Here is a 12553-nt window from a genome sequence, read left to right as displayed (position 1 = left end):
GTCAGCATGCGATCCATGTCTTTTGATACGGTACGTCGAAGCAGAATTCTGTCAAGGAACTACTTTTGAAGAGCAGGGGTGAAGCCCCGAGGGTACAAAAGAGGGCTGAGTATCGTACAGCAAGCACGGAGTCCGCATGTGCGAAGGAAGGAACATCATTATGGATTTGCTGGAAAAAGTCTTATCACGGGAAAACTTACGGATGGCACTCCAACGAGTGGAGGAAAACAAAGGTGTCGGTGGAGTCGATGGTGTTTCAACCGAACAACTACGCGATTATCTACGTGAACACTGGCAAGCCATCCGCGAGAAGATGGAAAGGGGAACCTATAGACCTTCACCTGTTCGCAGAGTCGAAATCCCGAAACCTGACGGTGGTGTAAGGTTATTAGGCATTCCCACCGTGGTAGACCGCTTTATTCAGCAGGCCATCCTCCAAGTGTTAACGCCGATCTTCGACCCCACCTTCTCGGAATCTAGCTATGGGTTCCGTCCAAAACGTAGCGCTCACATGGCAGTAAGGAAAGCGCAAGCGTATATCTCCGAAGGATATCGTTTCGTGGTGGACATCGATCTAGAGAAATTCTTTGATCGCGTAAATCATGATATTCTAATGAGCCGTGTGGCTCGAAAAGTTCAGGACAAGAGAATTTTAAGACTGATTCGTTCCTACTTGAATGCGGGGATCATGATAAATGGCGTCTGTACAACATCAAGTGAAGGAACACCGCAAGGTGGGCCGTTAAGCCCACTTTTGGCAAATATCCTACTTGATGATTTGGACAAGGAACTCGAAAAGAGAGGCCACCGTTTCTGCCGCTACGCAGACGATTGTAATATCTACGTGAAAACAAAACGGGCAGGGGAACGAGTAAAGAAGAGTATTCAAAACCACTTGGAGAAGGTACTAAGGCTAAAAGTAAATGAGGAGAAAAGCGCGATAGACCGACCATGGAAACGAAAATTCTTGGGCTTTAGTTTTACCTTTGCAAAACAGACAAGGATTCGCATCCACCCCAAATCCCTCCTCAAGCTAAAAGAGAAAATCCGCACGATCACGAATCCGGTGTGGAGCATCTCGATGGAGAAGCGGATTGAAAGAATAAATCAGTACCTCATGGGCTGGATTGGATATTTCGCCCTTGCAGACGCGAAGGGCATTCTACAATCCATTGAGGAATGGACAAGGCGCAGGCTCCGTCTTTGTTTGTGGATGCAGTGGAAACGCGTGAGAACCAGATATCGAGAACTTCGTTCTCTTGGCATATCTCACGTAAAAGCCATTGAAATTGCAAATACCCGCAAGGGTGCATGGCGTACCACAAAATCTCCGCATATACACAAAGCCCTCGGCATTGCCTACTGGCAACAACAAGGGCTGAAAAGCTTAGTGCAACGATATTCTCAAATTCGTCAAGCTTGGTGAACCGCCGTATACCGAACGGTACGTACGGTGGTGTGAGAGGACGGGGGTTAGTCGCCCCCTCCTACTCGATTGTCATTGCACAGAGAACTGCTCCCAAACAAAAAGACGCGGGAAGGACGGACAATCCCCCGCGTCATGCTCTTTGCATGTTTTTTGAATGGTTTCCCGGATAAATCCAGGCAGCCAGGACTCCCGGTAATAACAGCTACTGTCTTCCCGTAACTGCGGTCAAAGACGGCTGAGAGAAAGCGGTCTGCTGCTGGTACGATCTTTGAAGCAGCTCGCGTTCCATTTGATCGCAGTAAGAGATGACCTGCTGCAGCTGCCGGATAGCCGTATCATGTCCTTGCAAAGCCTGTTGAATCATCCGAACGGCCTCAAATTCACGCGCAGCAAGCTGTTGCAGAGTGGCTGCGTTTTGCTGTTCCTGTTGGAGCATTTGCCGATACGTATTGCTCGCTTGCATCGTTTGCTGAATCATTTGCTGAGCGATTTGCTTGCACTGAGCGATTTCCTGCTGAGTATGTTGCAAATTGTGCATCTTCCCAACCTCCTGATGATCGTTATGCCGTACCATCATAGGATGAGCGAAAGGAAGAGGATTCATTACTCGCTTGCAATTACTTGGGCAGACGGATGCTTCCCAGCGGCCAGTAGACAAGCTCGGCCCGTCCCACGACATGATCAAGGCTGACAGGCCCGATTGCACGGCTGTCCATGCTGTTGTTACGGTTGTCACCCATCACGAAGATATGTCCTTCCGGAACTGTGATCGGTCCAAAATCTTCCGTCAGCGTGACACCTTCAGCAGCAGCTTTTAATTTGTTGGCTGTCAGGAACGGCTCGTTGACAGGCTGGCCGTTTACGTACAATTGGTCGTTTTTCGCTTCTACCGTATCGCCGGCCAGGGCGACGACCCGCTTGATCCAATTTTCCCCCGAAGCATCCGGGTGAATGATGACGATATCACCGATTTGCGGGTTCTTCAAATAGAAGATGGCCTTGTTGACGATGACGCGTTCACGGTCGTGCAGTGTGCTTTCCATGGAGCGGCCTTGTACAACATAAGGCGCCATGACAAAGACATAGATAAAAGCGGTGAGTCCGCCAATCAAGACAAACGATTTTACCCAATCAAGCAATTCTGTTTTCCACTTGGCAGCACGTTCAATTTGTTCCATAAGCAATCTCCCATGTACAAGTTTCTCCGTCGGCATATCTTTGTATGTAGCGGGTCTTCTCACGTTTTGGGGAAAAACCGACAGATGTTCTTATTATACATGCTTTCAAAGCGAAGAAGAAGCCGGATTCATGGAAATCGGTGGGAAATGGGACTTGCCTCCTGTTCACAAATTCGTCACCATTAAACATCTTGCCATGTTTTTCATTATGAAGTAATATGACATTGCAAATTAGTTTTACAGTAAAAATATTAAATCATAAACGCATTGTCCACTCTCGTATCAACCTATTTTCAGGCGGGTACATAAATGCGCAGAAACTATCGAAATACTTGCACTATAAAACCAAACGCTATATAGTTTTATAGTAAAAGTATTTACTTTCTGAAAATGGGTGATGATGTGAGCGAAATGTCTCGCGCTGTTCAAATCGAGGAACTGGATCAAGCCTTTATCGAGATGGCCCGTTACTTTATCAGTCACTGGCTATTGGATGAAGATGAGGTTATCAGTCCAAAACAATTCATACTGCTCCGTGTCCTCTACGACAAGCAGCGCAGTACCGTCTCGGATCTCGCAACTGTGTTACGGCAATCCAACAGTGCAACGACGATTGCTTTGAATCGTCTGGTGAAAGCCGGATACGTCAACAGAATTCGCGATGAACAGGACCGGCGGGTTGTTTGGGTAACCGTATCCGATAAAGCGATCCCCTTGATCGAACGGTTGCTATGCAAGCGAAGGAACCTGATGAAGGGCTTGTTGAAGAGCTTGAGCGACGAAGAGCTTGAGCAGTTTGCAACCTATTTGCGAAAAATGAAACAAGGCCTCGAGGAATGAAGGATCGCGTTTGCCTGTTGGGCAACCGGTATCGCGTAGCATAGCGGCTAAGAGATATTTCATGGACAGCGTGAAAAGACAGGAGTGTATGAATGATGAAAAAAATGACAACTCTCATGCTCGGAACCATGGTGCTGGGCGCAACGCTGTTTACGAACGCTGCATTTGCTAAAGAAGTAGCGACTCAACCTGAAAAACCTGTATTTGGAAACGGCCAAGGCGGCTGGATTAACATGCCATTGGAAGATCAAACGATCACCATTACCAATAAAATTGACAGCAATGCTGCGGCTAAAGGCTGGGTAAATGCCCCTCTGGAAGATCAAACAATCGTAGTCAGCGACCGGGGTGCCTTCGTAGCACCAACACAAGGCTGGGTAAACATGCCGGTAGAAGACCAGTATGTCATTTTGGAGCGCGGTCAGGCGCAAAATGTTCAGCCGACAGGTTGGATTCAAATGCCGAAGGAAGACGAAACAATCGTCATCTCTCCAGTTGTTAGCCAAGAAGCTGCACGCACTGGTTGGGTAGCTGCTCCGACAGAGGACAATACCATCGTCATTTCCAGCAAAGGTGCTGACACTGGAACTCGTTCCGGCTGGGTATGGTCCGCTCCTGAATCCGATAGCGATAAATAAGGAACAGTCCAATAAATGAACGCGAAAAAGCAGTCTCTTTCCACCGGGAAGAGGCTGCTTTTTTGTTTAGGTATGTGTAATCGGTCCGAGCTGCCGGTCTTTAATAAAAAAATTTTTATTGACTTGCAAGGGTTGATTGCGAACAATAGAAGGGAGTCAGAAAATTGAAAAAGGGGTGAACGTATGAGAGATCCGCGTTTGGAGGAATTGGCGCGCAATCTTGTTTCTTATTCTGTCCGTGTTCAGCCGGGAGAAAATGTACTGATACATGCGGTAGGCCATACGCCTGAGCTGGTTCAGGCGATCATTCGGGAGGTGTATCTGGCAAAAGGAAACCCGTTTGTTCAACTGGTCGATCCGAAGATCAAACGGGAGCTCGCCAAAGAGTGTACAGAGCAACAGCTGACGCTGCTGGCGGAGCATGAGACAGCCTTGATGAAACAGATGGACTGTTATATCGGGATACGCGCAGGCGACAACATCAATGAGATGGCAGATGTGCCGGCTGATCGGATGAGTATGTACTCGCGTCTTTACGAGCTGCCTGTCATGGATGTCCGGGTGCCTGAGACAAAATGGGTGGTGTTGCGCTATCCGAATCCGTCCATGGCGCAATTGGCGAACATGAGTACCGATGCTTTCGAACAGTTTTACTTCCAGGTGTGCAACCTTGATTACAGTAAAATGAACGAAGCGATGGATAGCCTTGTTGCGTTGATGAACCGGACAGATCGCGTTCGAATCGTAGGACCAGGCACTGATTTGCGTTTTTCCATCAAGGACATCCCGGCTGTCAAATGTGCCGGATTGCGCAATATTCCCGATGGAGAAGTGTACACAGCGCCGGTACGGGATTCCGTAGAGGGAGTGATTACGCATAATGCGCCGACTCCGTACAACGGATTTACTTTCGAACAGGTCTGCCTGCATTTTGAGCAGGGCAAAATCGTGAAGGCGACAGCCAACGATACGGAGCGCTTGAACGCTATCCTGGATACAGACGAGGGTGCGCGCTATATCGGAGAGTTTGCGATCGGCGTAAATCCGCTGATCCGAAATCCGATGAAGGACATTCTGTTTGACGAAAAGATTGACGGAAGCTTCCACTTCACGCCGGGCCAGTGCTATGACGAGGCGTACAACGGAAACAAATCCTCTGTCCACTGGGACATGGTATCGATCCAACGACCGGATTGGGGCGGAGGGGAGATCTGGTTTGACGATGTTCTGATCCGAAAGGACGGCCGGTTTGTCATTCCGGAATTAGAATGTCTCAACCCAGAAAACCTCAGCTCCTGATCGGCAACCGTTATTTTATAAAATCGCGCATGCGCTGTTCAGCAAGCACAGGGTCCATGTCAACCTGAAACAGCATATGCAGATTGCTGGTGGCAGCCACCGTTCTGCGTGTGGCACTGTACAAGGTCGGTTTTGCCTTCTTGATCAAGGTCATGATCTCTACGACGGGCGGGATTACCTGCTTGATGCGCAGCAGCCCTTGCAAGTAACGGACTAGTTTTTGAATCGTGGCGGTTTGATCGTTATCAGGCAAGTGCTCAATCATGCTGTAAAATTCACGGATGATGATGTGTTTTACTTCATGGGGGCCTTCCATGCTGGTCGTTTTCAAAACAGGTCACCTCGTGTCAGTAATGGAAAATGGGAAGGTACTTAAAAAAATCGTACTTTCTATCTACCCGCTGATCATGTGAAATAAACACGCGGAAGAACCCGATTTGAAGCGTCGGGTTCTTTTTATCGATGCTTGTATACGGCTCGTTCTTCGGCTGGGATACGGACCCGCAGCAGCAGCCAGAGATTGCAGATGGTAAAGAACATGGCTGTAACATAGGCGGAAAAGGTCAGCGGCAGTGTGAAAAGCTCGATCGTCACGATCCAGTAGTTGGGATGCCGGATGTAACGGTAAGGGCCGCGTGTAATCGGGGGAGCGCCGGGAAGGATGATGATCCGCGTATTCCAACGTTTTCCGAGAGTCAGGATACACCAGTAGCGAAGAGTCTGCGCGAATAGAAAGAGCGAAAAAGACAGGGGCCACCAAGGGGCAGGCATGCCTTTTCGCCAGATGCCCTCGGCCAGCAGCGCGGCAAAAAAACCGACATGTAGAAATACGATGTACTTGTAATGGTCAGCACCGACTTCATACCCGCCAATCGAACGCAAATACCGGGCATTTCGCGAGGCGAGCCTGAGCTCCAGAAGGCGCTGGAGGACAACAGCCATATAGACAATCAGGAAAAAGGACACGGCCTCACCTCGCTTCCAGCAGGATGAATTCCGAGCTGAAGCCGGGACCAAGGGCAGCTAGCAGGCCTTGTTCTCCCTTCGACCACGGCTTCTGCAAGCTTTTTTCCAGCACAAAGAGGACGGTAGGGGACGACATGTTTCCGTAATCCCGCAGAACCTCTTCTGAAAACCTGATCGAGTCAGCGGGGAGCTGCAATGCTTGTTGGTAGGCGTTCAGCACCTTTGCGCCGCCCGGGTGGAAAATAAAGTGCCTCAGCTTCTCCACGGTTGTGCCGAGGGGCGCAAGAAAGCTCTCCAGCTCTTCTCGCATGGATTTGTGAATCAGGGTGGGAATATCTCTGGAAAAGACAACTTTCAGTCCCGGGTCGGTCACTTCCCAGCCCATGACATCGAGCGAATCGGACCACGTCCTGGAGCGGGCAGCGCAAAAATGGAGCTGCGGCTGATCAGAGACGCCTGTATGTACCACTTCATCCCCTTCGATGAGCACAGCTGCAGCGCCGTCCCCGAACAGGCAGGTGGCGACCAGATTGCTTTTGGAAACGTCCTGGCGAATAAATGTCAGGCCGCACAACTCCACACTGAGCAACAGGACCCGGCGCTTGGGGTAGGCGTTGACATATTCGCAGGAGCGGGCGAGTCCCATCGCTCCGCCCGCACAGCCCAACCCCCACAGAGGAATGCGGGTGATGTCAGAGCGCAGTCCCAGGCGGTTCAGCAGGTGGGCATCGATACTGGGTGTGGCTATACCCGTACTGGATACGAATACAAGGCAATCAATATCGTCTATTCTGCAATTGCTGTTCTCAAGGCAGCGTTTCGCCGCCTCGGCACCGAGAGCTACAGCGTGTTGTATGTACAACCGGTTTTTTTCGGCAAAGCTGTGGTCTTGTCCGAACCATTCCAGCGGCATGCAAAAGTGCCGCTTGCGAATCCGGCTGTGGGAAAAAATGCTGATCAGCCGGTCGATGTCCGGAAAAGCATCCTGGAACAACAGGCGGGCAAAGGCCATCGAAGCCTCTTGCGTCACTTCATAAGCAGGAACAGCGGTAGCAGCAGCAGTAATCCGCGCCAGCGAGCTCACCTCCTCTAAAAGGTAAGTAGTTCCATTTTTCCCTACCGCAAGGAATACATTCGTGACAGGAAGCAAGCAAAACAAAAACAAGCCAAAGCCTGGCAACGACCAGACATTAGCTTGTTTTGCAATCCGCAGCCAAGATTCCGCCAGCAGGTATGTTCCTATTTGTTCCAGCAACAATAATTGCGGATCATGATGCGGACATATTCACAGAAGTTTCTGCCGGTGCGGAAGACGACTTTCTGACAGCCTTTTTCACCAAACCGTATTGAAACACTCCGGCGATCAGCAAGAGCAGACCGACGATGGAAAACCAGTACGCGCCGCCGATATTGCGAAACGCGACGGCTCCGGTGGACGGACCTATCGTACCGGTGATTCCCCAGTTCGCGCCGAAAATGGAAAAGTATCTCCCTCGGAGCTCCGCTGGTGCCAGTACGGAGATCGCCTTTTGGATCTGCGGGCCATAGAGCATCTCGCCAATCGTAAAAATGGCTTCGGCCACTACGAGCAGCCAGAATACTGGGGCCCAACCGTAACCGAATCCGACGCATCCGAGCAGCAGGTAAGCGGCGAGAATAATTCGCTCGGGCGGGAACCGATCGGCAAACCTGGCAATGGCGATTTGACAGCAGACGACCAGTACTCCATTGATTGTCATCAAGGTGGCAAATACCGTCAGGAAGTCGTCAAAGCGAGTGCGCAAGTGCTGCGGCAGGATAATTTCCACCTGCGAGTACAACAGTGAGACGGGGATTGCGGCCAATGTCATCCACAGCAGGGTGGTATGCTCCCGCAAGCGGAGCTTCGGCGCTTTTGACACGTCCTCTGGCTGCCCCCCTTTCTGTTTGCCGGATTCCCTTCTTTCCTTGGGGAGTGTCTCCGGGATTTTCCACATGATCAACAGACAATAGATCATGAGCGTCGCCGAGCAAATTCCGAAGGCGATAGCCGGGTTGATCTTGTAAAGCGTGACCCCGATAAGAGGGCCTGCGGCTGCTCCGAGGTTTAAAGCGGTATGGAGCAGGGCGAACACCTCGCTGCGCTTTTCTTCCGGGACGACGTCTGTCACCTGGGCGCTGGCAGCAGGCCAGAACAAAGCGGCTCCAATTCCATTCAGGATGGTTAGAGAAGCAAAGGCGATCAGGGATTCGGCCCAAATATAGCCCGCCATCGAAATCGACTCGATGACCAGAGCGGCCACCATCAAAGGCTTGCGTCCATAGCGGTCGGCAAGTCCACCGGCGTATACGCTGGCCACGATGCTGGTGAGAGGCTGAAGGCTTGTAACCATTGCTGCTACCAGAAGATTCCCATCCATCCGATCGTACAAATAGAAAGCGAGAAAAGGGCGAAGCATAAAACCGGCAAACGTTGTCAGGATGGTTCCGATCACGCGTATCCAAATCGTGGTATCATAGCGTGAGATGATGTTCTGCAGCCAAGCCATGCGACAAATTCCTCTCTTCCGATAAAAGGTTATTTAGTAAGACATAAGTATAAGGGAGCGTCTATTGAAAAGAAAGGAAATTGTTTCTGTTGGCAACTTTCAGAGATTTAAAAGCTATAAAAGAGCTTTGACGGATGCTTACTCCTGTGTTTCTATAGGAAGTAACTGCATTATCGCAGGAAGACCAGATCCCCCAAGGGTAGAATAAAAGGAGACAGGGTACATGACAGATCGCTTTCGAGACAGCCTCGGCCACAACCTTCATCGCGTAGGCCAACTGATCAGGGAAGAGACAGCCAAAGCGCTTGGGCCGTTTGGCATAACTCCCGAGCAGTGGCAACTGTTGGTTGCGACCGCACAGACGGACGGGCTCACTCCCTCGGAATTGGGAAAGCGGACTTTGCGTGACAAGACGACGATATCGCGCATTTTGCCCGGTTTGCTGAAAAAAGGCTGGCTGAAAACGGAGCCCCATTCCCAGGACGCCCGAAGCTACATCGTAAAAATGGAGCCTGATAAAGTGAAGGTCATAGAAGAAACATTGGAGGCAGTACGGGACCATTTCACGCAAAGCGTATTTGCGCCATTTTCGAAAGCTGAACAAGACATGTTTCTAAGCATGGTGGTAAGGCTGAGGGACCACCTGGAGAAATGATGGTTGCATATGCAATATCCTTTTGTTACCCTAATGGTTGTATATACAATTAGTTGGGGTGAGAAGGATGAAATTGACCGTACGAAAGGCAGACGGACCGGGCTGGCTGATGATCGCCGAAATGGTGGAAAACGGGCTTTACAAAGTCGTCACGGAGCGTTGCGGCGAAGACCCTCCTTACGCTACAATCCTGCAGTTCTTGCACCGCCTGCCAAGGCTTCTCGACCGGATATGCGGAGTCGAGGCGCTCGAAATTCAGCCGAGCCGCGTCGTTTCTGCCAAGCGTGCAGCACGAGCGGCCAGCAGGGAGATGGAGGCGGCGAGGAGAAAGCAGTTACCCGGGAAGTCTTTTCAGATCATCAGCCAGGAGCTGGAGAAGGCGGCGGAATGGAAGCGGGAGGTCACAGAGCTGACTCTCTGGGTCAAACCGGGCAAAAAGAGAACGGCCATAACGGGGGAGACACTCAAGGGAATGCTTGTCGTCGAGGTGACAGGATCTCCAAGGGACAGCCAGACACACGATGAACTCCGTGCCTTGTTAAAGAAGAGGTTTCACGCATATGACAACGATATTGAATTGGTCGAAGGCTACGCCAGCCAGCGCAAGCTTTACCGGATCACGCACCGCCGCTGATTCCTGCTGCCGAGTCCAGGCAGCAAAGGGGGAAGTCAAAGAAAAAAACGGCATGCTGGCAGCCGGGAAATAAAAAGTGAACAACTGGCAACACTAACACTCGTACCCTAGGCGGACGGGTATTTTTTTATCCTTTCAGAAAATAAGGATCGGGGCCGTTTTAACGCATCATTTTTCATTTGTCATCTGTCTTTACAAAAACTTAACAATTTCTTAAAGAAAAAAATACACATTTGTCCTTGTTTTTAAATTTACCTTCACAAAGTTGTTCGATATAATCGGTGAGGCGTTAGTTATTCAAAGGAGTGACGACTGATCTTATGTTAAAAAGCAAAAAGCACATCTTCTTTGACTTGTTCGAGCAGCAAATTGCCAATGTCCACAAGGGAACCCATCTGTTTTATGAAATGATCGGGAACTACCAGGACTTGGAATCCAAAGTAAAAGAAATCAAGTCGGTGGAAAAAGAAGGGGACGAGATCGTTCGCCGGATTATGAATGAATTGAACTCTACCTTTATCACTCCGCTGGAGAGGGAAGATATTCACCAGTTGGCCCATACGATGGACTCAATGATCGACTACATCGACGGCGTAGCAGACCGGATGTACTTGTACCAGGTGCGCCAGCCAGATCCGCGCGTGCTTGCACAGGCCAACATTTTGGTGAAATGCTCGGCGAAGCTGATCGAATTGATCCGTACGCTGCGCAAACTGGATCATCAGGTCGTATCCAAATACGCTGCCGAAATCAAGGAATTGGAACATGAATCCGACTCCAACTACCGTAAAATGGTTTCTGATTTGCTCAACGCTCCTAACGCTGATCCGATCGAAGCGATCAAGCTCAAGGAAATTTACGACAAACTGGAAGACTGTGCCGACTTTGCCGAGGACGTATCCAACCTGGTAGAAGGGATCGTGCTGAAGAATGCCTAGTCTTTCCCCGGATATGATTATCCTGATCCTCGTTGTGATCATGGCGCTTAGCTTCGACTTTATCAATGGATTTCACGATACCGCTAACGCCATCGCGACTTCAGTGTCTACCCGAGCGTTAAGCCCGCGCACGGCTATCATTATCGCGTCGTTCTTAAATCTGATCGGGGCGCTCACGTACACAGGGGTAGCGAAAACGATCGGAGGATCGATTGCCGACCCGTTCCAGTTGGAAAACGGATTGGTCGTCGTGCTTGCTGCATTGACGTCAGCCATCCTGTGGAACCTGATCACCTGGTGGTTCGGAATTCCCAGCTCCTCCTCGCATGCGCTGATTGGCGGGATCGCTGGGGCAGTCGTAGGTGCTGCTGGCGTCGGTTCCATTAACATGGCAGGCTTTATCAGCATTGTACAAGCCTTGATTTTTTCTCCATTGATCGCATTTGTCGTTGGTTTTACCGTAATCAAGATCATTTCGGCGATCGTAGCCAATATGGCGTATCATCCGACGAACAAAGGTTTTCGGATGCTGCAGGTCGTAGCTGCCTCCTGGCAATCCTTTAGCCATGGAGCCAACGATGCGCAAAAAACGATGGGGATTATTACCTTCGCATTGATTTCCGGTGGATTTATGACGCCGGAAAACGGTGACTTCTCCATTCCTCTCTGGGTCAAAATCTCCGCTGCGGTGGCGATGGCACTAGGGACATCTGTCGGCGGCTGGCGGATTATCAAGACGATGGGCGGCAAGATCATGAAAATCAAGCCGATCAGCGGCTTCTCTGCAGACCTTTCGTCGGCGATGATCATCACCATTTTTACGGCGTTCAAGCTGCCGGTCAGTACAACGCACGTAATTACTTCCTCGATTCTTGGCGTAGGTGCCTCCCAAAAGTTTTCAGCTGTTAAATGGGGGCTTGCCGGAAGGATTTTGGTCACATGGGTAATCACGTTGCCGGCTACAGGTTTACTGGCTGCTGCCTGTTACGTGGTGTACGATGTGTTCCTGTAAAAGGAATTCGTTTATAGCGTTCATAAATAAAATGCCAGCGTCCTTTCCTGCCGTACGGGGAAGGACGCTTTTTGCTGCCAGCAAAGTTATGACGGACGCGTCAGACGCGCCCAAAAGCCTTGTTTCGGTTTGATGGTGACCATGCGTATGGATGAGATGGGAATATACGCGAGAGACCCGTCCGTCATCTCCAGAAGAATGCCGTCTTCGCTGTAATCGTAGAGCCGCCCCTCTTCAAAGGAGGATGTACCAGCGGAAATCATCGCCGGTGCGAAGTGAACCCGGACATCCCTGTCGAGGTAGTCCTCCAACATACCCTCATTCATATCAAAACACCCGCCTTGTTTTTTCCTCAGTATGCCCATCTTTTCGACAATTCAGACGCAGGTGCCCCGAAAGAAAAGCCACCGCTCGTTGGAGGGTGGCTCTGTCATTC

15 protein-coding genes are annotated in these 12553 nt (G+C 50.3%); 8 read left to right on the top strand and 7 right to left on the bottom strand.

The window, feature by feature from the left end; all coding sequences use genetic code 11:
* The first annotated feature begins 160 nt into the window (after positions 1-160).
* A complete protein-coding gene (gene ltrA / locus NSQ24_RS16255) occupies positions 161-1426 on the top strand; it encodes a group II intron reverse transcriptase/maturase (RefSeq protein WP_024985202.1) in 1266 nt (421 codons plus the stop codon).
* Between the two features lie 205 nt (positions 1427-1631).
* On the opposite strand, the gene NSQ24_RS16250 is transcribed toward ltrA, so the two are convergent.
* The gene (locus tag NSQ24_RS16250; protein ID WP_003386081.1) at positions 1632-1967 is read right to left on the bottom strand and encodes a hypothetical protein; all 336 of its coding nucleotides are present in this window, start codon (positions 1965-1967) and stop codon (positions 1632-1634) included.
* A gap of 79 nt (positions 1968-2046) precedes the next feature.
* Positions 2047-2607: a signal peptidase I gene (gene lepB / locus NSQ24_RS16245; protein ID WP_003386080.1), complete on the bottom strand. Its 561-nt coding sequence runs from the start codon at positions 2605-2607 to the stop codon at positions 2047-2049.
* A 411-nt stretch (positions 2608-3018) separates the two neighbouring features.
* Here lepB and NSQ24_RS16240 point away from each other — a divergent pair, with 411 nt between their 5' ends.
* From NSQ24_RS16240 to NSQ24_RS16230, 3 genes are all read left to right on the top strand, one after another.
* Positions 3019-3447: a MarR family transcriptional regulator gene (locus tag NSQ24_RS16240; protein ID WP_003386079.1), complete on the top strand. Its 429-nt coding sequence runs from the start codon at positions 3019-3021 to the stop codon at positions 3445-3447.
* A gap of 92 nt (positions 3448-3539) precedes the next feature.
* A complete protein-coding gene (locus NSQ24_RS16235) occupies positions 3540-4085 on the top strand; it encodes a hypothetical protein (RefSeq protein ID WP_024982970.1) in 546 nt (181 codons plus the stop codon).
* A 183-nt stretch (positions 4086-4268) separates the two neighbouring features.
* Positions 4269-5384 (top strand): aminopeptidase, encoded by a 1116-nt coding sequence (locus tag NSQ24_RS16230; protein ID WP_251237483.1) that lies wholly within the window; start codon positions 4269-4271, stop codon positions 5382-5384.
* A 10-nt stretch (positions 5385-5394) separates the two neighbouring features.
* Here NSQ24_RS16230 and NSQ24_RS16225 read toward each other — a convergent pair whose 3' ends face one another.
* The 4 genes from NSQ24_RS16225 to NSQ24_RS16210 all read right to left on the bottom strand — a co-directional run bounded on the left by NSQ24_RS16225 (position 5395) and on the right by NSQ24_RS16210 (position 8878).
* Positions 5395-5715, bottom strand: coding sequence for a hypothetical protein (locus tag NSQ24_RS16225; protein ID WP_003386074.1), 321 nt, complete (start codon positions 5713-5715; stop codon positions 5395-5397).
* A 125-nt stretch (positions 5716-5840) separates the two neighbouring features.
* Positions 5841-6350, bottom strand: a complete 510-nt coding sequence (locus NSQ24_RS16220) for an isoprenylcysteine carboxylmethyltransferase family protein (RefSeq protein ID WP_003386073.1) — start codon at positions 6348-6350, stop codon at positions 5841-5843.
* Between the two features lie 4 nt (positions 6351-6354).
* On the bottom strand, positions 6355-7425 hold the full coding sequence (locus NSQ24_RS16215; RefSeq protein ID WP_024982973.1) for a 3-oxoacyl-[acyl-carrier-protein] synthase III C-terminal domain-containing protein: 1071 nt from the start codon (positions 7423-7425) through the stop codon (positions 6355-6357).
* A 193-nt stretch (positions 7426-7618) separates the two neighbouring features.
* On the bottom strand, positions 7619-8878 hold the full coding sequence (locus NSQ24_RS16210) for an MFS transporter (RefSeq protein ID WP_003386071.1): 1260 nt from the start codon (positions 8876-8878) through the stop codon (positions 7619-7621).
* A 223-nt stretch (positions 8879-9101) separates the two neighbouring features.
* On the opposite strand from NSQ24_RS16210, the gene NSQ24_RS16205 reads away from it, so the two are divergent.
* From NSQ24_RS16205 to NSQ24_RS16190, 4 genes are all read left to right on the top strand, one after another.
* The gene (locus NSQ24_RS16205) at positions 9102-9533 is read left to right on the top strand and encodes a MarR family transcriptional regulator (protein WP_031932932.1); all 432 of its coding nucleotides are present in this window, start codon (positions 9102-9104) and stop codon (positions 9531-9533) included.
* A gap of 67 nt (positions 9534-9600) precedes the next feature.
* Entirely contained in the window at positions 9601-10167 is a 567-nt protein-coding gene (locus NSQ24_RS16200) for a DUF167 family protein (RefSeq protein ID WP_024982974.1), read from the top strand.
* 320 nt (positions 10168-10487) lie between these two features.
* Positions 10488-11105: a DUF47 domain-containing protein gene (locus NSQ24_RS16195; protein ID WP_003386068.1), complete on the top strand. Its 618-nt coding sequence runs from the start codon at positions 10488-10490 to the stop codon at positions 11103-11105.
* Complete coding sequence (locus NSQ24_RS16190) at positions 11098-12117, top strand: inorganic phosphate transporter (protein WP_003386067.1); 1020 nt, start codon at positions 11098-11100, stop codon at positions 12115-12117. Before NSQ24_RS16195 ends, NSQ24_RS16190 begins: the two co-directional genes overlap by 8 nt.
* An 86-nt stretch (positions 12118-12203) precedes the next feature.
* Here the strand turns inward: NSQ24_RS16190 and NSQ24_RS16185 are convergent, their stop codons facing one another.
* Positions 12204-12443 carry a hypothetical protein gene (locus tag NSQ24_RS16185; protein ID WP_003386066.1) on the bottom strand — a complete coding sequence of 80 codons (240 nt, stop codon included), beginning with the start codon at positions 12441-12443 and terminating at the stop codon, positions 12204-12206.
* Positions 12444-12553 lie beyond the last annotated feature (110 nt).

Origin of the sequence: Brevibacillus sp. FSL L8-0520 (assembly GCF_037963895.1) — a bacterium.
Classification (GTDB): domain Bacteria; phylum Bacillota; class Bacilli; order Brevibacillales; family Brevibacillaceae; genus Brevibacillus; species Brevibacillus borstelensis.
This window is presented reverse-complemented; position numbering and strand designations above follow the sequence as displayed.

Bases quoted from the DNA above. Each gene is read 5' to 3' on its own strand.
- NSQ24_RS16240 (WP_003386079.1), top strand. From the start codon at position 3,019: ATGTCTCGCGCTGTTCAAATCGAGGAACTGGATCAAGCCTTTATCGAG.
- ltrA (WP_024985202.1), top strand. From the start codon at position 161: ATGGATTTGCTGGAAAAAGTCTTATCACGGGAAAACTTACGGATGGCA.
- NSQ24_RS16205 (WP_031932932.1), top strand. From the start codon at position 9,102: ATGACAGATCGCTTTCGAGACAGCCTCGGCCACAACCTTCATCGCGTA.
- NSQ24_RS16185 (WP_003386066.1), bottom strand. From the start codon at position 12,443: ATGAATGAGGGTATGTTGGAGGACTACCTCGACAGGGATGTCCGGGTT.
- NSQ24_RS16200 (WP_024982974.1), top strand. From the start codon at position 9,601: ATGAAATTGACCGTACGAAAGGCAGACGGACCGGGCTGGCTGATGATC.
- NSQ24_RS16195 (WP_003386068.1), top strand. From the start codon at position 10,488: ATGTTAAAAAGCAAAAAGCACATCTTCTTTGACTTGTTCGAGCAGCAA.
- NSQ24_RS16190 (WP_003386067.1), top strand. From the start codon at position 11,098: ATGCCTAGTCTTTCCCCGGATATGATTATCCTGATCCTCGTTGTGATC.
- NSQ24_RS16235 (WP_024982970.1), top strand. From the start codon at position 3,540: ATGATGAAAAAAATGACAACTCTCATGCTCGGAACCATGGTGCTGGGC.
- lepB (WP_003386080.1), bottom strand. From the start codon at position 2,607: ATGGAACAAATTGAACGTGCTGCCAAGTGGAAAACAGAATTGCTTGAT.
- NSQ24_RS16210 (WP_003386071.1), bottom strand. From the start codon at position 8,878: ATGGCTTGGCTGCAGAACATCATCTCACGCTATGATACCACGATTTGG.
- NSQ24_RS16250 (WP_003386081.1), bottom strand. From the start codon at position 1,967: ATGCACAATTTGCAACATACTCAGCAGGAAATCGCTCAGTGCAAGCAA.
- NSQ24_RS16230 (WP_251237483.1), top strand. From the start codon at position 4,269: ATGAGAGATCCGCGTTTGGAGGAATTGGCGCGCAATCTTGTTTCTTAT.